Raw genomic sequence first — 21,083 nt, forward strand, 5'->3', positions numbered from 1 at the left:
GGGTGGGCGAAACCGAGGCAAGAGGCTCGATACCGGGAGGCGGGCATCCGACATGGTGGGCGGCACCCGGCCGGCGGCGCGGACGGTCCCGGCGACGCGGGCTATCCGGGCTGTCCCTGGCCGGGGCTCACCAGCCCGGTCTCGTAGGCGACCACGACCGCCTGGACGCGGTCGCGGAGCCCGAGTTTGCCGAGGATGCGGGCGACGTGCGTCTTGACGGTCGCCTCGGACAGGTGGAGTCGGGCGGCGAGTTCGGCGTTACTCAGGCCCTGGGCCAGCAACCGCAGCACCTCGAGTTCCCGCGGGGTGAGCGTGGAGAGGTCGCGGTGCGGTGCGGCCGGGTCGGCGCCGCGGTCGGCGAACCGCTCGACGAGCCGCCGGGTGATGGCCGGGGCCAGCAGCGCGTCGCCGGACCGGACCATCCGGACCGCGGCGACCAGGTGCTCGGGGGTGACGTCCTTGAGCAGGAATCCGCTGGCTCCGGCGGAGAGCGCCGCGTAGACGTAGTGGTCCAGGTCGAACGTGGTCAGGATGATCACGCGCGGGTCGGTGGCAGCACCGGTCAGGATGCGCCGGGTGGCCTCCAGGCCGTCCATCTCCGGCATCCGGACGTCCATCAGGACGACGTCCGGCAGGGTGCGCCGGACCGCATCGACCGCCTCGGCGCCGTTCGTCGCCTCGGCGACCACGTCGATGGCGTCCGCGGTGAGGATCATCCGGAATCCGGTGCGGACCAGCGCCTGGTCGTCGGCGACGACGACGCGCAGCGGCGGGTTCACGGCGCCTCCAGTGGGATTCGCGCGGCGACCTGGTAGCCCCCGCTGAGCCGGTGTCCGGCGCGCAGTGTCCCGCCGTAGACGGCCAGTCGTTCGCGCAGCCCCATCAGGCCACGCCCGTTGCCGGTGGCGGCGGAGACGCCGGGCGTGCCGCCGGTGTCGACGACCTCGACCCGCAGCTGGTCGGTGCCGTACTCCACCAGGACCCTGGCGCTCGCGCCGGTGGCGTGCTTGACGGTGTTGGTGAGCGCCTCCTGGACCACCCGGTAGGCGGTCAGTTCGATCCCCGGCGGCAGCGGGCGGGGCTGCCCGGTGACGGTCAGTTCCACCGGCATCCCGGTGTCGCGTACCCGCTGGATCAGGGCCTCCAGCCGGTCGAGGCCCGGCTGCGGCGCCAGGCCGGCGCCCCCGGCGTCGCCGACCGGACCGTCGCGGCTGCCGACCGGACCGCCGTTCCCGTCGCCCGCTCCGTCGTCGTCCATGGTGAGCAGTCCCATGACGTGCCGGAGTTCGGCCATCGCGGCCCGGCCACCGGCCTCGACCGAGAGCAGTGCCTCCCGGGCCTGCTCCGGGCTGGTCCGCATGACCTTGCGGGCGGCGCCGGCCTGGATGACCATCACGCTGACGTTGTGCGTCACCACGTCGTGCAGTTCGCGGGCGATCCGGGCCCGTTCGTGCTCGGCGGCCCGGCGCAGCGCCTCGGCCTGCTCGTGTTCCAGTCTGGACAGCCGGGCCCGGTCCTCGTCGGCCCGCCGTCGCCACCGGCGCAGTCCGTTGGCGGCCAGGACGATCGGGATCAGGATCAGGAAGGGTACGGCGTTCTGCGGGACGGTGGGCACCGCCGGTTCCTGGATCTGGGTGTAGAGGAACGCCGCGGCGGGCAGGCTCGCCAGCGCCGGTACCCGGTAGGGGCTGTACACGGCGGCGGTGTACGCCGCGATGACGCAGGCGTAGAAGGAGACCCGCAGCGCGGCGTTGTAGTCCCTGGCCAGTGGCGCCGTGAGCAGGACGAGCCAGAGCACGGCGAGCGGGTAGCGGCGGCGGATCACCAGCGGCAGTACCACCACCAGGAGCATGACGACCGTCGAGCCGATCGCGTAGTCCTCGATCGGCAGGAACGGTTCGGGCCCAGGCCAGCGCGCGGGCAGGTCGGGCGCGACCGGGGCCGGTGGCGCGAGGGGCTCGGGCGGCTCCGGGTACCCGGGTGGGTCCCGATACTCGGGCGGGTCCCGGTACTCGGGTGGGTGGCCGGTCGGGTTCCGGTAGTCGAACCCGTCCGACACCCGCTGTTCCCGGTCCTGGTCGTTGCCCTCCACGACGGCGGCGAGCAGCAGGCCCAGCGCCACCACCACGTCGAACACCTGGCCGCGCCAGGACAGCGGCGGCAGCGAACCGGACGGCCGCAGCAGCAGCCTGAGCCGGGCCCCCAGCCCGCCGGCCATCGCCCCCTGCATCACAGGGCCATTCTCGCCCACCGTCACCGACGACGGACATCCGCCGGCCTGACCACCCGGCTAACTCCGTCGACTACGCCGCGGGGATGACCCCGGACCGGTTCATCCCCGGGCGGTACCGGATCTGGCTCCGGCGACCGACGCCGGCGGCCGTCCGGCGGACCTAGCTTCGAGCGGCCAGAGGTGCCCGAGGTAGGGGGAGATCCAGGATGAGCGTTCCGTTGATCGAGTTGGCCGACGTGAGCCGCAGGTACGACGAGGGGCCGCCGGCACTCGACGCCGTGTCGCTGCGGATCGCGGCCGGGGAGGCGGTCGCGATCCTGGGGCCGTCCGGCAGCGGCAAGTCCACGCTGCTGAACCTGGTCGCCGGGCTGGACCGGCCGAGCGCCGGCACGGTGACCGTGGGCGGCGTCCGGGTCGACCAGTTGGGTGAGGCCGCTTCCGCCCGCTACCGGCGGGCGAAGATCGGCATGGTGTTCCAGTTCTTCAACCTCCTCGACGACCTGACCGTCGCCGACAACGTCATGCTGCCGGCCCAGTTGTCCGGTACGGCCCGGGGCGCCGCCCGGCGGCGGGCGATGGAACTGCTCGGCACGCTCGGTGTGGACCGGCACGCGGACGCCTATCCGGGCCGGCTCTCCGGCGGTGAGCGGCAGCGCGTCGCGGTGGCCCGGGCCCTGGTCAACCGGCCGGCGCTGCTGCTCGCCGACGAACCGACCGGCGCGCTGGACACCGCCGCCGGCGAGGAGGTCCGGAACCTGCTGACCGAACTGCACACCGAGGGGCAGACGATCGTGCTGGTCACCCACGACCTGACCCTGGCCCGGTCGTGCGCGTCCCGCACCGTCCGGCTCGTCGACGGTCGGGTCGCCGCCGACAGCGCGATGGAGCCGGTCCGATGAGTGCGCTGGGCGGGGTGGTCCGGTCCGGTGTGGGGCGGCGCCGGGTGCAGACGGTGGTGGTCGGGCTGGTGGTGATGATCGCGGTGACCGCCGCCGTACTCGGCGGGTCGCTGATGGTGGCCTCCATGGCTCCGTTCGACCGGGCCTTCGCCCAGCAGGACGGTGCGCACCTGGCGGTGCGGTTCGACGGGACCAAGGCCACGGCGGCGCAGCTGTCGGCGTCCGCGCGGGCCGCCGGGGTGACCGCGGCGGCCGGCCCGTTCCCGACCGCGACGATCACGCCGGCCGCCGGTCGCGGCGGAGCGGTGCGGCCGCTCACCGTGGTCGGGCGGGCCGAACCAGGTGGACCGGTCGACGCCGTCACGGTGACCGACGGGCGGTGGGTGACCGGCCCCGGCGAGATCGTCCTCCCCGCCGACCTGCGGCTGCCGCGCAGCTTCCAGCCGAAGGTCGGTGACTCGCTCGCCCTGGACGCGCCGGCCGGCAGCCCGAGCCTGACGGTGGTCGGGGTGGCCCGGTCGGTGAGCGAGACCGCCGGCGGCTGGGTGGTGCCGGAACAGGTCGCGGCGTTGACCGCACCGGGTGCCACCGCCGGCTACCAGATGCTCTACCGGCTCGCCGCGAGCGACACCGCCGCACAGGTCGACTCGGCCCGCGCCGCGATCGAGGCGAGCGTGCCGCCGGGTGCGCTGGCCGGCGCCCGCTCCTGGCTCACCACCAGGACCAACAGCGCCGGCAACACCCTGCTGTTCGTGCCGTTCCTCACCGCCTTCGGCGTGCTGGGCGTACTCATGGCGGTGCTGATCATCGGCAACGTCGTCGCCGGTGCGGTCAGTACCGGCACGCACCGGATCGGCGTGCTGAAGGCCCTCGGCTGCACTCCGGGGCAGGTGGTCCGGGCGTACACGGCACAGGCGCTGGTCCCGGCGGTGGTCGGCGCCCTGCTCGGGGTGCTGGCCGGCAACCTGCTGGTCCTGCCGATCCAGGCGCAGACCAACGAGGTCTACGGCACCACGGACACCGGCGTCAGCGGCTGGGTCAACCTGCTGGTACTCGCCGGGGCGCTGGTCCTGGTCAGCGTGACCGCCTGGGTGGCGGCGTTCCGGGCCGGGCGGCTGCGCACGGTCGACGTGCTCGCCGTCGGGCGTACCCCGGGACGGGGCCGGGGGAGGTGGGCGGCCCGGCTGTCGGCGCGGCTTCCGCTGCCCCGGCCGGTGACCCTGGGGCTGGCCCAGCCGTTCGCCCGGGTACTCCGGTCGGCCACCATCGTCGCGGCGATCGCGTTCGGTGCCGCCGCCGCGACCTTCGCCGTCGGGCTGGGCGCCTCGCTGAACGCGGTCCAGGCCACGGAGAGCCACGGCGACGTCCTCGTCCACCCGGGTCGGCCGATCTCCGGTCCGCCGCCGGTGGGTGGCCCGGCGGCCCCGGCCGCCCCGCCGAGAGGCGGCCCGGTGCCGCCGGATCCGGTGGCGGTGGTCGGCGCGATCACCGCGCAGGCCGGAACCCGCGGGTACAGCGGTGTCGCGCAGACGGCGGTGACCACAAGCGGGCTGACCAGTTCGCTGGACACCCTCGCCTTCACCGGCGACGGCTCCGCGTACGGCTACGAGATGATCTCCGGTAGCTGGTTCGGCGGGCCCGGGGAGATCGTGGTCGCCCGACCGTTCCTGACCGCCACCGGCACCCGGGTCGGCGACGCCGTCGTGCTGTTCGACCACGGCACCCGGATCGACGCCCGGATCGTCGGCGAGGTCTTCAACATCGAGTCCAGGGGGATGCAGATCCTCACCAGCGTCGCGACGCTCGCGGCCTCCCAACCGGACCTGCGGCCAGAGGAGTACTACGTCACGCTCGATCCCGGTACCGACCCGGTCGAATACGTCGAGGGACTGAACGCGGCACTGGCCACGGTGGACGCCCACGCGGTGGTCGACGAGCAGGAGGCGGACGAGATCATCCTGGTGGTCAACACGTTGACCGGCCTGCTCACCCTGATGCTGGCCACCGTGGCCGCGCTGGGCGTACTCAACATGGTGGTGCTGGAGACCCGGGAACGGGTACACGATCTCGGGGTGCACAAGGCGCTGGGCATGACCCCACGGCAGACGGTCGGGATGGTGGTCGCCTCGGTGGTGGTCACCGGACTGGTCGGTGGTGCGGTCGGGGTGCCCGTCGGTGTCCTGTTGCAGCGGCTGACCGTCACCGAGATGGGCAGTGCCGTGGGGCTGTACCTGCCGGACTCGGTGCTCGACATCTACCAGCCCGGCCAGTTGCTGCTCTTCGGCCTCGGCGGCGTCCTCATCGCCGTACTCGGCTCGCTGCTGCCGGCCGGCTGGGCGGCGGGTACCCGTACCGCCACCGCGCTGCGTACCGAGTAGCCCGCCGGTCGGGGCGGCAGCCGGGCGGGTCCGGCCCGCCTGCCGGGGTGCGCGCGCCGCGACGACGGGGGGCGGCGGGTACCCCGGCAGGCAGGTCGGTGGCCGTCCCGGCGGTTAAATCGGTGGCTGCTCCGGCAGGCAGGTCGGTGGCTGCCCCGGCGGTTGGGTCGGCGGTCCGGGCCTGCGACGGTGGCGGCGTCAGCCGGGTACCGGGCCGGTCGAGTCGCGGATCACCAGCGCGTGTCCGGTGGGCCGGCGCCGTGGCCGCTTCGAGCGCGGCCGGAGGGCCAGGTCCAGGGCCATCCGCCCCATGTCGGTCATCGGCAGCCGGACGGTGGTGAGCCCGGGCGCGAGGTCCGCGGCGACCGAGACGTCGTTGAACCCGACCACCGAGATCCGCTCGGGTACGCCGACCCGGTGCGCGCGCAGCGTGGCGAGCACCCCGATCGCCATCGAGTCGTTCAGGGCCACGATCGCGGTCGTCCCGGGATGGTCCCGCAGGATCCGTTCGGCGGCGGCCCGGCCACCGTCCCGGGTGAAGTCGGTGTGCACGACCGGCAGGTCGTCGAGGTGCAGCCCGTGCCGGCGCAGCGCCGTCGCCACCCCGGCGAGCCGGTCGATGACGGTGGTGAGTCCGCCGGTCGCGGCGGCGACGGCGATCCGCCGGTGTCCGAGGGCCAGCAGGTGCTCGCCGAGGGCCCGGCCGCCGGCCTCGTTGTCCGGCAGTACCGCGTCCACCCCCAGCGGATGCCGGCCGATCACCGCGACCCGGCCGCCCAGGTCCTGGTAGGCCGTCAGTTCACGGCGCGCCTCGGCCTGCACCCGCGGGTCGTCGTAGCCGGAACCGGCGATCAGGATGATGCCGACCCGCTGGGCGATCAGGTGCCGCAGCTGCCGCAACTCGTGTTCGGGGTCGCGGCCGGAGTGGCAGATCTGCACCAGCAGGCCCTGCTCGTCGGCGACCTGGATGACGCCGCCGGCGATCTCGGAGAAGTACGGGTCGTCGACCTGGTGCACCACCAGCCCGACGGTCGAGCTGACCCCACCGGCCAGGGTCCGGGCGTACGGGTTGGCGACGTACCCGAGTTCCCGGGAGACCTGGCGGACCCGGTCGGCGACCGCCGGGCTGACGCCGTCCCGCCCGGCGAGCGCCCGGGACGCGGTCGCCAGCGAGACACCGGCCCGTTCGGCGACGTCGACGAGGCGCAGCCGCCCCCCGCCAGGCTTCGGCATCGGCAACTCCCGGGAAACATCGACGACGGCAGGCGGTAACTATTGCGAGTGACGCAGGCCACAGCCTATGGTACGAAAGCGCTTCCGTAAGCGCTTTCGTTACCTCTGCGAGGGGAGCGTCCGGAATGGCATCCCGAGCGACACGCGGACGATGGGCGACAGCCGTCGGTGCGGCGGTGACACTCCTGCTGGCCGGCTGCGGCGACGGCGGCGGCGGATCGGGCTCCTCCGACGATCCGATCGTCGTCGGGATCTCGCTGCCGCTGACCGGCGACTTCGCCGAGCCCGGCAAGGGCGTGCAGCGCGGCTACGAGGCCTGGGCGAAGATCACCAACGACCGGGGCGGCCTGCTCGGCCGGCAGGTCGAGCTGAAGATCCTGGACGACCAGTCCAACGCCGACCGGGTGGTCGCCGACTACGAGCAGCTGATCGGCAAGGACAACGTGGACATCGTGGTGGGTCCCTTCTCGACCCGCCTCGTCGTGCCGGCCGCCCGGGTGGCGCAGGAGTACGGCATGCTCTTCGTCGAGCCGGCCGGTGCCGCCAAGGAGGTCTTCGAGCAGGGCTTCGAGAATCTCTTCTACGCCGCACCCGCGGTCGCCGACGACCACTACAACCACCTCGCCGAATACCTGCTCGCGCTGCCGCCCGGCCAGCGGCCGGCCACCGTGGCGTACGCCGCGATGGACGACCCGTTCGCCCAGGGCACCGCGTACGGGCTGAAGGCGAAGCTGGAGGCGGCCGGGGTGCGTACCGTCGTCGACGAGGTGTACCCGCCGAACACCACCGACTTCGGCACCATCGCCGCCAAGATCGCGGCGTCGAGGGCGGACATGGTGGTCGGCGGTTCGCAGTACCAGGACGGGGTGAATCTGATCGTCGCCCTGCAACAGCTGCGTTACCAGCCGAAACTCGCCGCCTTCTCGACCGCGCCGACCAGCCCCGAGTTCGCCGCCGCGATCGGCAACAAGACCGAGGGCATCCTGGCGCCGACCGGCTACACCCAGAAGGCGCCCTACCCGAGCAACGTCGAGTTCGTGCGGAAGTACACCGAGCAGTTCGGGTCGCCGCCGGAGGAGGACGAGGCGAACGCGTACACCACCGGTCAGGTGGTGGCCGCCGCCGTCGGCGCGGTCGGCTGCGCCGAGCAGGGCGAGTGCCAGCAGAAGCTGGTGGAGTGGATCCGCGGCAACAAGGTGGAGACCGTGGTCGGGCCGTTGACGTGGGACGACACCGGCAAGCCGCAGGGCGCGCACATGATCCAGCAGTGGGTCGGCGGGCAGATCCAGATCGTGCTGCCGGCCGAGGCGAGGGAAGTCGACCTCGTCTACCCGAAGCCGGCCTGGTGAGCTAGCCGATGCCGTCCGGCGCCCTGCTCTTCCAGAGCGTTCTCCTGGGCCTGCTGCTGGGTGGGCTGTACGCCCTGCTGGCCGCCGGCCTGACGCTCTACTTCGGCATCATGCGGGTGGTGATGATCGCCCACTCGGCGTTCCTCATCCTCGCCGCCTACCTCGCCTGGTGGTCGCACGCCAGGCTGGGGGTGGACCCGCTGCTGTCGATGGTGGTCACCGTCCCGCTCTTCTTCGGCCTCGGCGTGCTGCTCCAGCGGCTGCTGCTGGCCCGGCTGCGTCCGGTGACCCTGACCATGATGTCGGTGCTGCTCACCTTCGCCATCGCGGTGCTCGTCGAAGGGCTGCTCGGGTACGCCTTCACCGGCACCCAGCGGCGGATCCAGCTCGGCTACGGCTCGGCCAGCATCGGCCTCTTCGGCGCCCGGATCGCGGTGGTCAAACTGATCGCGTTCGGGCTCGCCGCGGTCGCCCTGCTCGCGCTCTATCTGCTGCTCAAGCGGACCCGGTTCGGCTGGGCGCTGCGGGCGACGATCCAGCACGCCGACGCCGCCCGGCTGGTCGGGATCGACACCGACCGGGTGGCCGGCTTCGGCTTCGGTCTCGGGCTGGCCACCGCCGCCGTCGGTGGCACGGCGCTGGCCTTGGACACCACCATCTACCCGTCGCTGCACTGGCACTGGATCGGCCCGCTGATGGCGATCATCGTGGTCGGCGGGCTGGGCAGCGTGCCGGGGGCGGCCATCGCCGCGATGCTGCTCGGGCTGGCGCAGAGCCTGTTGCAGATCCCGCTCGGCACCACCTGGGCGCAGACGGTCTTCTATCTCGCTCTCTTCGCGACGCTGGCGTTCCGCCCGCAGGGATTCTTCGGAGGCCGCCTTGCCCAGCGCTTCTGAAGCCCCGGCGACCGCACGCACCGCCGGTGCACTCCCGGCCACCGGACCCACCGCCGGTGCGCTCTCGGCCACCGCGCGGCGCCGGCTCGGCGGGGCGCTCCGGGCCGGCGCGATCCTGGCCCTGGCCGTCGCCGTACTCTCCTTCCCGTCCTGGGCGCCGAACCCGTACGTCCTCTCGGCCGGCGTGGTGGTGCTGAACTACGCGGTGCTCTCGACGTCGTGGAACTTCGTCGGCGGGTTCACCGGGTACATCTCGCTCGGGCACGGTGCGCTGGCCGGGCTCGGCGGCTATGCCACCGGCCTGCTCGTGGTCCGGGCCGGGCTGCCGAGCTTCGTCGCACTGGTCGCGGCGACCCTGCTGGTGGCGGCCTTCGCCGTCCCGGTCGGGTACGCGGCCCTGCGGGTGCGCGGCGCCTCGTTCGTGATCGTGTCGATCGCGCTGGTGCTGATCCTGCTGCTGGTCTTCCAGAGTTGGGCGTCCCTGACCGGCGGGTCGCGCGGACTGGTCGTGCCGCGCCCGTTTCCCGGCCTGCTCCGGCCCGAGCACCACCGGGTCTTCTTCTATCTCTTCGCCGCCCTGCTCGCGGTCGCGCTGCTGGTCTGGTGGCTGGTCGACCGGTCCCGTTTCGGGCTCGGCCTGAAGGCGGTCCGGGAGGACGAGGACAAGGCGGAGTCGCTGGGCACCCCGACCTTCGGGTACAAGCTGGTGGTCTTCGTGGTCTCGGCCGGCTTCACCGGGCTGGCCGGCGGCCTCTACGCGCTTTGGTTCGGCGACCTCGACCCGGTCTTCCAGTTCTCCATCCTGACCGGCTCCTACCTGGTGCTGATGGCGCTGCTCGGCGGGGTGCGCCAGCTCTTCGGCCCGCTGGTCGGCGCCGGAGTGGTCGGCATCGGACTGGAGTACTTCAAGGTGGAGTTCGGCAACACCCCGCTGCACCTGGTCGCCACCGGACTGCTGCTGGCCCTGGTGGTGATGTTCATGCCGGACGGGGTGCTGCCGGCGCTGGGCGCGCTGGCCGACCGGTTCATGCGGCCGGCAGGCCAGTCGATCCGCGAGGTCAGCGCGGCCGAGCTGCGCGCACGCCAGGACCGGCCGCCCGACGGTGACCGGCCGGTCGAGCCGCCCGACGGTGACGAGCCGGCCGAACCACCGGCCGGGACTCCCGTCGGCGCCCCCGAAGGACCTTCGGCGGAGGAGCGGACATGACCGGAGCGCCGGCCGAGCAGGAGACGAGTACGCCCGGCCCGCAGGCGGGCGCGCCGGGCAGCCTGGCCACGACCGGGCTGACCAAGACGTTCGGCGGGGTGACGGCGCTGGACGCGGCCACCGTGACGTTCCGGCACGGGCAGGTCAACGCGCTGATCGGGCCGAACGGCTCCGGCAAGACGACCTTCTTCAACTGCGTCACCGGGATGATCCGGCCGGACGGCGGCCGGACGACGTACCGGGACGCGGACATCACCCGGCGGAGCCCGCACGCGATCGCCCAGGCCGGGATCGGCCGGACCTTCCAGCTGTGCCGGGTCTTCCCCCGGATGTCGGCGCTGGACAACGTCCTCGTCGCGGCCCGGCCGGCCGGGTTCTGGAGCCAGCTGCGGGGCGCCCGGCGCCGGGCCGAGCTGGACCGGGCCCGGGGCTGGCTGACCCGGCTCGGCATCGAACACCTTGCCGACGTCGAGGCCCGGAACATGTCCTGGGGGCAGCAGAAGCTGCTGGAACTCGCCGGGGTGCTGATGAGCGGCCCGGAGACGGTGCTGCTGGACGAGCCGGCCGGCGGCGTGAACCCGGCCCTGCTGGACCGGATCGGCGCGCTGGTGCGCGAGCTGAACGCCGAGGGGAGGACCTTCGTGATCGTCGAGCACAACATGGACCTGGTGATGAGCATCAGCGACCACGTCGTGGTGTTCGACCGGGGACGGCCGATCGCCGAGGGGCCGCCGTCGGTGATCCGCTCCGACGAGCGGGTGCTGGGGGCGTACCTTGGCGTCTGAGATCGAACTCGTCGACGTACAGGCCGGCTACGGCCGGGCGGCCCCGGTGCTGCGCGGGCTCTCCGTATCGGTCGGGGCCGGCTCGATCGTCTGCCTGGTCGGGCCGAACGGCGCCGGCAAGTCCACGGTGCTCAGGGTGGCCAGCGGGCTGCTGAAACCCCGGTCCGGCCGGATCCTCGTCGGCGGCGTCGACGTCACCGGCCAGGGACCGCAGCGGATGCTCGCCTCCGGGGTGGCGCACGTGCTCCAGGGGCACAGCGTCTTCCGGGAGATGACGGTGGCCGAGAACGTGCTGCTCGGCGGCTACACGCTGCGGGACAGGGCGGTGCTGGCCCGCAGGGCCGACTTCGTCCGGGACCTCTTCCCGGTGGTCGGGCAGCGCTGGGACACCCTCGCCGGGCTGCTCTCCGGCGGGCAGCAGAAGCAGGTCGAGTTCGCCCGGTCGCTGATGGTCGAGCCCCGGGTGGTGCTCCTCGACGAGCCGTCGATGGGGCTGGACCCGAAGGCGACCAGCACGGTCTTCGAGCAGGTGGTCCGGATGCGCGACGCCGGCACGGCGGTGCTGCTGGTCGAGCAGAACGCCCGGCGCGCGCTGGAGACCGCCGACCTCGGCTGCGTACTCGATCTAGGGCGGGTGCACATCTCCGGGCCGGCGGCCGACCTGCTCGCCGACCCGCAGCTCGCCGACCTCTACCTCGGCGGCCGGCCCGGGCGCACTGACGGAACCGGCAGGTCGAGCGCCACCACCGGTACGTGACCTGGAAGCCGACCTTTCGTCCATTCCCGAGTTCCGTCCAGAGAACGGAGTGACCCGCGTGCGTACCTCCACCCGTCGCCTGCGCAGACCCGTCGGCACCGCGTTGCTCGGTGCCGCCGGGCTCGTCCTCTCCACCCTGGTCGCCGCGGGCCCGGCCCGGGCCGCCGACGCGATCTACGACCCCGTGCCGGAGCAGCAGATCCAGTCGCGGCTCGGGCTGGTCCTGAGCGAGTACGCGACGTTCCCGAAGTCGGAGCCGACGCCGGCACCGACCGACCCGAGGCTGATGCGGCAGGCCCGGATCAACACCATCATGGAGCTGCCGGACGGCTCGGGCCGGCGGGCGGTACCCGACCTGAACGGCAGCCTCCATCTGGTGCGCGACGGGGTGCCGCGGGTCTACCTGGACGTGGCCGGCACCTTCGCGCCGCGCTTCTTCTCCGGCCAGGGGCTCGGCCAGGGGTTCGGATACGTCGCCTTCCACCCTGACTTCGGCCGCAACGGCCGGTTCTACACCGTGCACACCGAGTCGGCGCCGTCCAACCCGGCGGTCCCGGACTACAGCCAACCGAACACGGTCTTCCACGGCATCGTCACCGAGTGGACCGCCACCGACCCGGCCGCCGACACCTTTGCCGGCAGCCGCCGGGAGGTGCTGCGGATCGGGTTCGGCGGCCGGGTGCACGGCATTCAGGAGATCAACTTCAACCCGACCGCCCGCCGGGGCGACGCCGAGCACGGCCTGCTCTACGTCGCGGCCGGCGACGGCGGGGTGGGCGTGCGCAACACCGACCCGCAGAACCTGGCGATGCCGCACGGCAAGCTGCTCCGGATCGACCCGGCCGGCAGCAACGCCCCGAACGGGCGGTACGGCATCCCGCCGTCGAACCCGTTCGTCGGCCGGCCCGGCGCGCTCGGCGAGATCTACGCGATCGGGATGCGGGACCCGCACCGGTTCAGCTGGGACCGGGCCACCGGGCGGATGTACCTCGGGCACATCGGCGAGCACGCCATCGAGGCGATCTACGAGGTGCGGGCCGGTGACAACCTCGGCTGGAGCGAGCGGGAGGGCGCCTTCGTCTTCGACAGGACGGCGACGAACCCGTGCGACCGGATCCTTCCGCTGCCGCCGGACGACGCCGACCACGGCTACACGTACCCGGTCGCGGCGTACGACCACGAGCCGGCGCCGGGCTGGAACTGCACGGCGGACGTCGGTGTCGCGGTGGCCGGCGGTTTCGTCTACCGGGGCCGGGACGTGCCGGCACTGCGCGGCAAGTACGTCTTCGGCGACCTGGTCGACGGCCGGGTGCTCTACACCGAGGCCGACCGGATGCGCCGGGGCCGCGACCTCGCGCCGATCCACCGGCTCGCCCTCTTCGACGCCGCCGGTAACCCGGTGCGGATGCAGGACCTCTCCGGCCCGGGTGCGCCCGGTGATCCCGAACGGGTGGACCTGCGGTTCGGCACCGACGCCCGGGGCGAGCTGTACCTGCTGGCCAAGGCGAACGGGAAGATCTGGAAGGTCACCGGCACCCGGGAGTACGCCGCCGGACCGGTCGGCGGCACCCGGGTGCGGGACACCATGCGCCCGACCAACTGGCAACCGGTGACCCCGCAACTGTGGAGGTTCACCGGCGAGCAGGTGATCCTGGCCGAGCCCGGTGTCGCGCGCCCCGGCCCGCGCCGGCCGTTCGAGTACGCGGTGCTGACCGCCGGGCCGGCGTTCGGCGCCGTCCAGGTCGACGCGGAGGTACGCCTGGACACGCCGGTCGCGGAGACCAACCGGGACGTGATCATCCTCTTCGGTTGGCGCTCGGACACCGAGTTCTACTACGCACACCTGTCGACCGACAACACGATCTATCCGCACAACGGCATCTTCAAGGTCGACAACGCCGACCGGGAACGGCTGGACCACCAGTGGAACGGGCGGTCCGAGGGAGCGGCCCCGGCGGTCACCGACGAGCGCTGGCACCGGGTCCGCCTGGTGCACCAGCCGGCGACCGGTGAGATCGCGGTCTATCTCGACGGTTTCCGCGATCCGCTGATGACCGCCGCCGACACCACCTTCGGGTCGGGCCGGGTCGGCTTCGGCTCGTTCGACAACATCGGCCGGCTCCGCGACCTGACCGTCCGGGGCACACCGGCCTGACCGACCCGGCCTAGACTGCCGGGATGATCGAGAACTGGGATCCGACGGGCCCCGGTGTGCTGCGCCTGCCGTCGGGGCGGCTGGTGCGGGGCCGGGGCCTGCGCCACCCGCTGCCGCCGGGACCGGAGCCGACGTTCGGGGTCTACCTGCTCGGTCGCGCTCCGGCGGAGCTGCCGTGGCAGAGCCAGTGGGTGCGCTGGCCCGACTTCTGGCTGCCCCGGGACAGCGCGGATTTCCGGACCGTCCTGCTGCGGGCCTGGGAACGGGCCGCGGACGAGCGGGTGGAGATCGCCTGCGGGGGCGGCAAGGGGCGGACCGGTACCGCGCTGGCCTGCCTCGCGATCGTCGACGGCGTACCGGCCGGGCAGGCGGTCGCCTTCGTCCGCGAGCACTATGCCCGGGGCGCGGTCGAGACGCCGTGGCAGCGCCGCTACGTCGCCCGGTTCGCCCCGGTCGCGGTCTGACCCGCCGTCGACCGGCCCAGTCCTGCCGGGCCCGCGGCCTGCCCGCCTTCAGCCGGCCCGTCCTGTCCGGCGTCGGCCTGACCGTCTTCAGCCGACGAGCAGTGGCAGCAGGCTGAGTGAGTTGACCGCGGTGTGCAGGGCGACGACGGCCCAGAGGTTGCGGTAGCGGGCCCAGAGGTAGCCGGCGAGCAGGCCGAATCCGCCGTTCCAGGCGAGTATCACGGCGACGACCTCCCACAGTGGACCGTCGCCGATCCGATGCGTGTGCATGGCGGCGAAGAGCAGCGAGGTGGCGACGATGGCCGGCCAGCGCCCGTACAGCGCCTCCAGCCGGGTCTGCAACACCGCCCGGTAGAAGATCTCCTCGGCGAGGCTCGCGGTGACGAAGGTCAGCAGCATGGCGGCGAGCAGATAGACCCGGTCGTACTGGCGGTAGCCGGACACGTCCTCGCTGCCGGCGAGCGGGCTGTAGTAGAGCAGGTACGCCCAGCCGAGCAGGGCGGGCAGCGGGCCGAGCCAGTACCACCGGGTCGGCAGGTCGCGCCGGTGTGCACGGCCGCCCCGCCAGTCGGTCCGGTACAGCCGGAGCAGCAGCGCGGTGCCGCCGAGGAAGAGCACGAGCTTGACCGGCCCGTACCAGATGCCGGGGTCGACGGCGAGCACCAGCGCGGACAGCAGCAGCGCGACGGCGGTCAGCCCGACGACCTGCCGGCGGAGTACGGGTCGGTGCGCCGCCTCGGCAGGCGGCATCGCCGGTAGCCGGAGCGGGACGAGCCGGACCAGCAGCAGGCCGACCAGGGTGGCGGCGACGATTCCGGCCAACGGTTTGGTCGGAGCCTCCGGATCGGCCGAGGTGCGCACCTCGAATCCGCTGAACAGCGCCAGCGCCGCCGCCGCGCTGATCAGCAGGGCCAGGCCGAGGGCGGTGAAGATCCGTCTCCGCATGGGGCCAGCGTGCCGGTCCGATCCGAACATCTCGTCGGCCCTGGCGACGATTCACCGGTACTCCGTTCGGCCCATGGCGCTACCGTGGCGACCCGCTTGCGCCGTCTCGACGTCAAGATGGCGGCACGCCGACTTGCAATGGCGCCAATATGGCGCCATGATGGTGCCATGGACATCACGCAGTACGTCGAGAACCTGCGCCGGCAGCTTGCCGTCGCCGCCGAGGCCGGCGGGGAGGAGGCCCGGGTCCTGGCCGACCGACTCACGGCGCCACTCGAGTCGGCCGTCCGGCTCACCCTGCTGGACGCGCTGTCGGCGGCGGCGGACGAGATCACCCGCGACCTCGCGCCCGGCTCGGTCGACCTGCGGTTACGCGGCGGCGAGCCGGGCTTCGTGGTGACGCCGCCGCCGGTCGACCAGCCTTCCGCCGACCCGGAGCAGGCGGCGGACCTCCGACCACCGGCACCGGGCGGCGCGGCCGGTCGGCCGGCAGTGCAGCCGGAGGTCGACGAGGGCGCCGTGGCCCGGATCAACTTCCGGTTGCCCGAGCAGCTCAAGGCCAGGATCGAGGAGGCCGCCGGCCGCGAGCGGCTCTCGGTCAACGCCTGGTTGGTCCGGGTCGCCGCCGCCGCCCTGGAACAGGAGGACCCGGCCCGCCGTCCCGGCCGGCGCGGCGGCGTGCTCGGGCAGTCCTACACCGGATGGGCCCGCTGACCGTGCACCCGCCCGCCGCCCCACACCCCGACCAGGCCGGCCCCGGCCGCCACCCCGAATCTCCGCTGCCGGTCTCCGGCCAGTCCCAGAAGGGCGATCCCATGCCAACCTTCGACACCCCGGCACCGATCTCCGCCACCGTCGACCTGACCCTCGGGCACGTCCGGATCGACGCCGACGAGCGCACCGAGACCACCGTCGAGGTTCGCCCGAGCGATCCGACCCGGGAACTCGACGTCCGGGCCGCCGAGCAGACCCGGATCAGCTACGCCGACGGCAAACTCCTGATCCGGACGCCGAAACTGCGGCCGATGTTCAGCAGCAAGGTCGGCTCGATCGACGTGTCCGTCACGCTGCCCAGCGGCTCCCAGTTGCACGGGGACGCGGCATCGGGCGACTTCTCCGTCGAGGGACGGCTGGGCGAGACCCGGCTCAAGACCCACCTGGGCCACATCCAGCTCGACCGGACCGGCCCGGCGCAGCTGCACACCAGCAGCGGCAAGGTCACCGTTGGCGCGATCACCGGCCGGGCCGAGGTCACCACCCACTCCGGTGCCGTCCGGGTCGGCGGGATCGACGGTCCGGCCGTGATCAAGAACTCCAACGGCGACTCGGTCCTCGGCGAGGTCACCGGCGACCTGCGGCTGCACGTGGCCAACGGCGACATCGAGGTGCGACGGGCACTCGCCGGGGTCACCGCCAAGACCGCCAACGGCAACATCCGGATCCACGAGGTGGTACGCGGTTCCGTCGTCCTCGACGCGGTCGCCGGCGAACTGGAACTCGGCATCCGGACCGGCACCGCCGCCTGGCTGGACCTGAACTCCACGGCCGGTCGGGTGCACAACGCGCTGGACGTCGCAGAGGGACCCGCCGAGTCCGACGAGACGATCCGGATACGCGCCCGCACGGTCACCGGCGACATCGTGGTCCGACGCGCCACGCCCGCCCCGCAGCAGTGAACCCCCATCCCAGCCGCAGAGGAGACGACCGGACATGAGTACGGCAACTTCGGCGATCACGGTCAGCGGACTGCGCAAGTCGTTCGGCGCGCACGTCGTACTGGACGGCGTCGACCTCGACGTCGCGGAGGGCAGCATCTTCGCCCTGCTCGGCCCGAACGGTGCCGGCAAGACCACCACCGTACAGATCCTCTCCACCCTGCTCGCCGCCGACGCCGGTGAGCTGCGTGTCGCCGGACACGACCCGGCCCGGCACCCGGACCGGGTACGCGCGGCGATCGGGGTGACCGGCCAGTTCTCGGCCGTGGACAACCTGCTCACCGGGGAGGAGAACCTGCGGCTGATGGCGGACCTGCGGCACCTCGGCCGCCGGGAGGGCCGCGAGCGGACCACCGAACTGCTCGACCGGTTCGACCTGGTCGACGCCGCCGGCAAGCTCGCCTCGACGTACTCCGGCGGGATGCGGCGCCGGCTCGACCTGGCGATGACCCTGGTCGGCCAGCCCCGGATCATCTTCCTCGACGAGCCGACCACCGGGCTGGACCCGCGCAGCCGGCGCACCATGTGGCGGATCGTCCGCGACCTGGTGGCCGACGGGGTCACCATCTTCCTCACCACGCAGTACCTGGAGGAGGCGGACCAGCTCGCCGGGCGGATCGCGGTGCTCGACTCCGGCAGGCTCGTCGCGCAGGGCACCCCGGACCAGCTCAAGCGGATGGTCCCCGGCGGGCACGTCCGGCTGCGCTTCGCCGACGCCTTCGCGCTCGACGCGGCGGCCCGCCGGCTGGACGACTCCGTTCGGGACGACGACGCGCTCGTGCTCCAGGTGCCGACCGACGGCAGCGTACGTGACCTGCGCACCCTGCTCGACCGGCTCGACGGCCAATCGATCGAGGTGGACACCCTCTCCGTGCACACCCCCGATCTCGACGACGTCTTCCTGGCCCTCACCGGCCAGGCCAATCAGAAGCAGGAGACCTCCCGATGACCACCCTCTCCTACGCCGCCAGCGACTCGTGGACCATGTTGCGGCGCAATCTGCTGCACATGCTCCGCTATCCGTCGGTGACCGTGATCCTCGCCGGGATGCCGGTGATCTTCCTGCTGCTCTTCGTCTACGTGTTCGGCGGCACCCTCGGCGCCGGCCTCGGCGGAGAGTCCGGCGGCCGGGCCGAGTACGTCGAGTACGTCACCCCCGGCATCATCCTGATGGCGGTGGCCACCGCCGCCCAGGCTGCGGCGCTCTCGGTCGCGATGGACATGACCGAGGGGATCGTGGCCCGGTTCCGGACGATGGCGATCTCCCGCGCCGCGGTGCTGACCGGGCACGTCGTCGGCACCGTCGCGCAGACCCTCGTCGCGGTCGGGATCGTGCTCGGCGTCGCGGTGCTGGTCGGGTTCCGGCCGACGGCCAGCCCGCTCGGCTGGCTCGGCACGGTCGGCATGGTCGCGCTGGTCGGCGTGGCGCTCACCTGGCTCTGCATCGCGCTCGGGATGGCGGCCGGAAGTGTCGAGAACGCCAGCAACGTGCCGATGCCGCTGATGCTGCTGCCCTTCTTCGGCAGCGGGTTCGTGCCGACCGAGTCGCTGCCGGGCGGACTGCGCTGGTTCGCCGAGCACCAGCCTTTCACCCCGATCATCGAGACGCTGCGCGCGCTGCTCACCGGCACCCCGGTCGGCGACAGCGGACCCGTCGCCGTGCTCTGGTGCGTCGGCATCGCCGCGGTCGGCTATTTCTGGGCCCGGGTCGCGTACCAGCGCGCGTCCGTGCGCTGACCGGCGCTCGTCGCCTCGGCCGGGTGCCCCCGGCGCCCGACCCCCGACCCCCGACCCCCGACCCCCGACCCCCGACCCCCGACCGCCGACCCCCGACCCCCGACCCCCGACCGCCGACCGCCGACCGGCGATGGTGCGCAGGGCCGGGTGACGGGTGACAGCAAAATGTCACAGGCGCCGACGAGAATGACGCGGAAGCCGATCCCGGTGCGGTGCTGCGGTTGCGAGGTCGGCCGTCGACAGGCCCGCCGGTTACCGGCCGACCGACATCATCGAGCAGACGTGGACGACGAGGGGGAGCGGGCAATGGACGGCGTCACGGGGGAGAGCCGGTCGGGCTGGCTGCGCGGGCCACTGCGCCCGCTCCGCCACCGGCAGTACCAACTCCTCGCCGGTGCCCTGACGATGTCGCTGCTCGCGGCCGGGGTGTGGCTCATCGCCGTGGTCTGGCAGGTGATCGCGCTCGGCGGCGGGCCCGGCCAGCTCTCCTTCGTCTCCGCCGCCATGGCGGCAGGCATGCTTGCCACCACACTCCTCGGCGGGGTGCTGGCGGACCGGATCCCGCAGTGCCGCATCCTGCTGGCGGTGGCGGGAGCCCGGACGGTCGCCGTCGGCCTGGTCGCGGTGCTGGCGCTGGCCGACCAGCTGCGTTTGTGGCAGCTCGCGGCGGTGGCGCTGCTGATCGGCGTCGGCAACGGCTTTCACTATCCGGCGTACTCCGCACTGCTGCCGTCGATCCTGCCGCCCGACGATCTCATGGCGGCAAACGGTGTCGAGGGGATGCTCCGGCCGATGATCATGCAGGCTGCCGGTCCGGCGCTGGCCAGCCTCCTGATCGCCGCCTGGTCGCCAGGCGCCGCGCTGCTGGTGGTGACCGTGCTGGAGTTGGCCGGTCTGCTGTTCCTGCTGGCGCTGCGCCCGGTGCCGCTGCGGCACGAGCAGACGGCGCCGGGGGCGCATCCGATCCGGTCGACGCTCACCGACCTGCGCGACGGCTTCGTCTACATGGGACGTACGCCCTGGCTGCTCGCCACGCTCCTCTACGCCTCGGTCCTGATTCTGCTGATCATGGGACCGATCGAGGTGCTCGTGCCCTTCGTGATCAAAGATCAGGCCGGTGGTGGGCCCGGCGACCACGCGCTGGTGATGGCGGCGTTCGGCATCGGCGGCGCGATCGGCTCGCTGGGGATGGCCGCCTTCCGGATGCCCCGGCGATACCTGACCATCATGAACCTCTTCTGGGGGCTGGGCTGCCTGCCGCTGGCCGTGGTCGGCGTCGCCGGCCGGGTCTGGCCGATCGCGGTGGCGGTCTTCGTCGTCGGGATCTGCTTCTCCGCACCGATGGTCATCTGGGGCACCCTGTTGCAACGCCGGGTTCCGCCGCACATGCTCGGTCGGGTCTCCAGCCTCGACTTCTTCGTCTCGCTGGTCTTCATGCCGCTGTCGATGGCGATCGCCGGGCCGGTCAGCGCCGGCATCGGGCTCGGCCCCACGTTCGCGCTCGCCGGCCTGCTGCCGGCCGCGCTTGCCGTACTGGCGATCGTGCTGGCCCGGATGCCGCAGGACGAGTTGGCACACCCGCTCGACGTACCGCCGGAGACCGCCGGTCCGGCGGAACCAGCCGGTCCGGCGGGACCGACGGAACGGGCGGGACCAGCCGGGCCGACGGACGAGAACGCCGCGACCGTCGGCCCGGAGGCGCCGGTCCGGGTCTGAGCCGGTGCCGGCCGGCGGACGAGGTCGCGGACCGTCGGCCCGGAAGCGGACGAGGTCGGTGCGACCGTCGGCCCGGAAGCGCCCGTCCGGGTCTGCGTCCGGTGCCGCCCCGGTCGTCAGTCGCCGCCGCTTTGGTCGTCGAAGGGGTCGTGGCCGAGCAGGTCGACGAATGCCGCCCGGACGTCGATCTGGATCGACTCGCCGCGCGCGGCATGCTCCCGGATGTGCCGGAACAGGGGTGTCAGCCGGCGGATCTCGGTGGCGGAGACGACGGCCACCAGCGGGCCGAGGTCGTCGCCTCGATCGATCTCGATGCCGACGATGCCGGTCGCGGGAAGGGCCGAGAACCGGAACGGGCCGAGCCGGTCCACCGTCACGGCCGGAGTGCCGGTGCGGCTGCCGTCCCGGGCTGCCCGGAGCGCGGCGATCCGTTCGAGCTGGTACTGCGCCAGCTCCCGGAGTGTCGTCGACTTCTCCGGGTCGTCCCGGATCGCCCGCAGCCGCCGCTCGATGTCGTCGAGGTCGGCCAAACCGTCGTCATCCCGCGAGCCTCGCATCACCGAAGGCTATCGATCGAGCCCGCCCGACCGTCGCACACGAGGTGCGAAGGGGCG

At 72.9% G+C, this 21,083-nt stretch carries 19 protein-coding genes; 14 read left to right on the forward strand and 5 right to left on the reverse strand.

The window, feature by feature from the left end; all coding sequences use genetic code 11:
- Nucleotides 1-101: 101 nt before the first annotated feature.
- Entirely contained in the window at nucleotides 102-779 is a 678-nt protein-coding gene (locus O7626_RS11755; RefSeq protein WP_278061195.1) for a response regulator transcription factor, read from the reverse strand.
- Nucleotides 776-2,230, reverse strand: a complete 1,455-nt coding sequence (locus O7626_RS11760; protein WP_278066133.1) for a histidine kinase — start codon at nucleotides 2,228-2,230, stop codon at nucleotides 776-778. The genes O7626_RS11755 and O7626_RS11760 overlap by 4 nt, the downstream gene beginning before the upstream one ends.
- 209 nt (nucleotides 2,231-2,439) lie before the next feature.
- Between O7626_RS11760 and O7626_RS11765 the strand changes: the two genes are divergently transcribed.
- Both O7626_RS11765 and O7626_RS11770 read left to right on the forward strand, forming a co-directional pair.
- A complete protein-coding gene (locus tag O7626_RS11765; RefSeq protein ID WP_278061196.1) occupies nucleotides 2,440-3,132 on the forward strand; it encodes an ABC transporter ATP-binding protein in 693 nt (230 codons plus the stop codon).
- Nucleotides 3,129-5,510: an FtsX-like permease family protein gene (locus O7626_RS11770; RefSeq protein WP_278061197.1), complete on the forward strand. Its 2,382-nt coding sequence runs from the start codon at nucleotides 3,129-3,131 to the stop codon at nucleotides 5,508-5,510. The genes O7626_RS11765 and O7626_RS11770 overlap by 4 nt, the downstream gene beginning before the upstream one ends.
- 198 nt (nucleotides 5,511-5,708) lie before the next feature.
- Here the strand turns inward: O7626_RS11770 and O7626_RS11775 are convergent, their stop codons facing one another.
- Complete coding sequence (locus O7626_RS11775) at nucleotides 5,709-6,743, reverse strand: LacI family DNA-binding transcriptional regulator (protein WP_278061198.1); 1,035 nt, start codon at nucleotides 6,741-6,743, stop codon at nucleotides 5,709-5,711.
- 176 nt (nucleotides 6,744-6,919) lie between these two features.
- On the opposite strand from O7626_RS11775, the gene O7626_RS11780 reads away from it, so the two are divergent.
- The 7 genes from O7626_RS11780 to O7626_RS11810 are packed head-to-tail and all read left to right on the forward strand — an operon-like array spanning nucleotide 6,920 to nucleotide 14,356.
- Entirely contained in the window at nucleotides 6,920-8,092 is a 1,173-nt protein-coding gene (locus tag O7626_RS11780; RefSeq protein WP_278061199.1) for an amino acid ABC transporter substrate-binding protein, read from the forward strand.
- 8 nt (nucleotides 8,093-8,100) lie between these two features.
- The gene (locus tag O7626_RS11785; protein WP_278061200.1) at nucleotides 8,101-8,988 is read left to right on the forward strand and encodes a branched-chain amino acid ABC transporter permease; all 888 of its coding nucleotides are present in this window, start codon (nucleotides 8,101-8,103) and stop codon (nucleotides 8,986-8,988) included.
- Nucleotides 8,972-10,195 (forward strand): branched-chain amino acid ABC transporter permease, encoded by a 1,224-nt coding sequence (locus O7626_RS11790; protein WP_278061201.1) that lies wholly within the window; start codon nucleotides 8,972-8,974, stop codon nucleotides 10,193-10,195. The genes O7626_RS11785 and O7626_RS11790 overlap by 17 nt, the downstream gene beginning before the upstream one ends.
- Nucleotides 10,192-10,980, forward strand: coding sequence for an ABC transporter ATP-binding protein (locus tag O7626_RS11795; RefSeq protein ID WP_278061202.1), 789 nt, complete (start codon nucleotides 10,192-10,194; stop codon nucleotides 10,978-10,980). Before O7626_RS11790 ends, O7626_RS11795 begins: the two co-directional genes overlap by 4 nt.
- Complete coding sequence (locus O7626_RS11800; protein WP_278061203.1) at nucleotides 10,970-11,737, forward strand: ABC transporter ATP-binding protein; 768 nt, start codon at nucleotides 10,970-10,972, stop codon at nucleotides 11,735-11,737. Before O7626_RS11795 ends, O7626_RS11800 begins: the two co-directional genes overlap by 11 nt.
- A 58-nt stretch (nucleotides 11,738-11,795) precedes the next feature.
- Nucleotides 11,796-13,892: a PQQ-dependent sugar dehydrogenase gene (locus O7626_RS11805; RefSeq protein ID WP_278061204.1), complete on the forward strand. Its 2,097-nt coding sequence runs from the start codon at nucleotides 11,796-11,798 to the stop codon at nucleotides 13,890-13,892.
- Between the two features lie 23 nt (nucleotides 13,893-13,915).
- Nucleotides 13,916-14,356, forward strand: a complete 441-nt coding sequence (locus O7626_RS11810; RefSeq protein WP_278061205.1) for a protein-tyrosine phosphatase family protein — start codon at nucleotides 13,916-13,918, stop codon at nucleotides 14,354-14,356.
- A gap of 87 nt (nucleotides 14,357-14,443) precedes the next feature.
- Here O7626_RS11810 and O7626_RS11815 read toward each other — a convergent pair whose 3' ends face one another.
- The gene (locus O7626_RS11815) at nucleotides 14,444-15,301 is read right to left on the reverse strand and encodes a CPBP family intramembrane glutamic endopeptidase (RefSeq protein ID WP_278061206.1); all 858 of its coding nucleotides are present in this window, start codon (nucleotides 15,299-15,301) and stop codon (nucleotides 14,444-14,446) included.
- Between the two features lie 168 nt (nucleotides 15,302-15,469).
- On the opposite strand from O7626_RS11815, the gene O7626_RS11820 reads away from it, so the two are divergent.
- The 5 genes from O7626_RS11820 (at nucleotide 15,470) to O7626_RS11840 (ending at nucleotide 20,469) form a co-directional block, all read left to right on the forward strand.
- Nucleotides 15,470-16,015, forward strand: a complete 546-nt coding sequence (locus O7626_RS11820; RefSeq protein ID WP_278061207.1) for a hypothetical protein — start codon at nucleotides 15,470-15,472, stop codon at nucleotides 16,013-16,015.
- Between the two features lie 101 nt (nucleotides 16,016-16,116).
- The gene (locus O7626_RS11825; protein WP_278061208.1) at nucleotides 16,117-16,977 is read left to right on the forward strand and encodes a DUF4097 family beta strand repeat-containing protein; all 861 of its coding nucleotides are present in this window, start codon (nucleotides 16,117-16,119) and stop codon (nucleotides 16,975-16,977) included.
- 34 nt (nucleotides 16,978-17,011) lie between these two features.
- Nucleotides 17,012-17,965 carry an ATP-binding cassette domain-containing protein gene (locus O7626_RS11830; protein WP_278061209.1) on the forward strand — a complete coding sequence of 318 codons (954 nt, stop codon included), beginning with the start codon at nucleotides 17,012-17,014 and terminating at the stop codon, nucleotides 17,963-17,965.
- Nucleotides 17,962-18,753: an ABC transporter permease gene (locus O7626_RS11835; RefSeq protein ID WP_278061210.1), complete on the forward strand. Its 792-nt coding sequence runs from the start codon at nucleotides 17,962-17,964 to the stop codon at nucleotides 18,751-18,753. Before O7626_RS11830 ends, O7626_RS11835 begins: the two co-directional genes overlap by 4 nt.
- Nucleotides 18,754-19,059: 306 nt before the next feature.
- A complete protein-coding gene (locus O7626_RS11840) occupies nucleotides 19,060-20,469 on the forward strand; it encodes an MFS transporter (protein WP_278061211.1) in 1,410 nt (469 codons plus the stop codon).
- Between the two features lie 116 nt (nucleotides 20,470-20,585).
- Here the strand turns inward: O7626_RS11840 and O7626_RS11845 are convergent, their stop codons facing one another.
- Entirely contained in the window at nucleotides 20,586-21,026 is a 441-nt protein-coding gene (locus tag O7626_RS11845) for a hypothetical protein (protein ID WP_278061212.1), read from the reverse strand.
- Nucleotides 21,027-21,083: the final 57 nt, after the last annotated feature.

Origin of the sequence: Micromonospora sp. WMMD1102 (genome assembly GCF_029626265.1) — a bacterium.
Taxonomy (GTDB): Bacteria; Actinomycetota; Actinomycetes; order Mycobacteriales; family Micromonosporaceae; genus Plantactinospora.

Bases quoted from the DNA above. Each gene is read 5' to 3' on its own strand.
- O7626_RS11815 (WP_278061206.1), bottom strand. From the start codon at position 15,301: ATGCGGAGACGGATCTTCACCGCCCTCGGCCTGGCCCTGCTGATCAGC.
- O7626_RS11835 (WP_278061210.1), top strand. From the start codon at position 17,962: ATGACCACCCTCTCCTACGCCGCCAGCGACTCGTGGACCATGTTGCGG.
- O7626_RS11840 (WP_278061211.1), top strand. From the start codon at position 19,060: ATGGACGGCGTCACGGGGGAGAGCCGGTCGGGCTGGCTGCGCGGGCCA.
- O7626_RS11770 (WP_278061197.1), top strand. From the start codon at position 3,129: ATGAGTGCGCTGGGCGGGGTGGTCCGGTCCGGTGTGGGGCGGCGCCGG.
- O7626_RS11765 (WP_278061196.1), top strand. From the start codon at position 2,440: ATGAGCGTTCCGTTGATCGAGTTGGCCGACGTGAGCCGCAGGTACGAC.
- O7626_RS11795 (WP_278061202.1), top strand. From the start codon at position 10,192: ATGACCGGAGCGCCGGCCGAGCAGGAGACGAGTACGCCCGGCCCGCAG.
- O7626_RS11820 (WP_278061207.1), top strand. From the start codon at position 15,470: ATGGACATCACGCAGTACGTCGAGAACCTGCGCCGGCAGCTTGCCGTC.
- O7626_RS11825 (WP_278061208.1), top strand. From the start codon at position 16,117: ATGCCAACCTTCGACACCCCGGCACCGATCTCCGCCACCGTCGACCTG.
- O7626_RS11830 (WP_278061209.1), top strand. From the start codon at position 17,012: ATGAGTACGGCAACTTCGGCGATCACGGTCAGCGGACTGCGCAAGTCG.
- O7626_RS11845 (WP_278061212.1), bottom strand. From the start codon at position 21,026: ATGCGAGGCTCGCGGGATGACGACGGTTTGGCCGACCTCGACGACATC.
- O7626_RS11775 (WP_278061198.1), bottom strand. From the start codon at position 6,743: ATGCCGAAGCCTGGCGGGGGGCGGCTGCGCCTCGTCGACGTCGCCGAA.
- O7626_RS11810 (WP_278061205.1), top strand. From the start codon at position 13,916: ATGATCGAGAACTGGGATCCGACGGGCCCCGGTGTGCTGCGCCTGCCG.
- O7626_RS11760 (WP_278066133.1), bottom strand. From the start codon at position 2,230: ATGCAGGGGGCGATGGCCGGCGGGCTGGGGGCCCGGCTCAGGCTGCTG.
- O7626_RS11785 (WP_278061200.1), top strand. From the start codon at position 8,101: ATGCCGTCCGGCGCCCTGCTCTTCCAGAGCGTTCTCCTGGGCCTGCTG.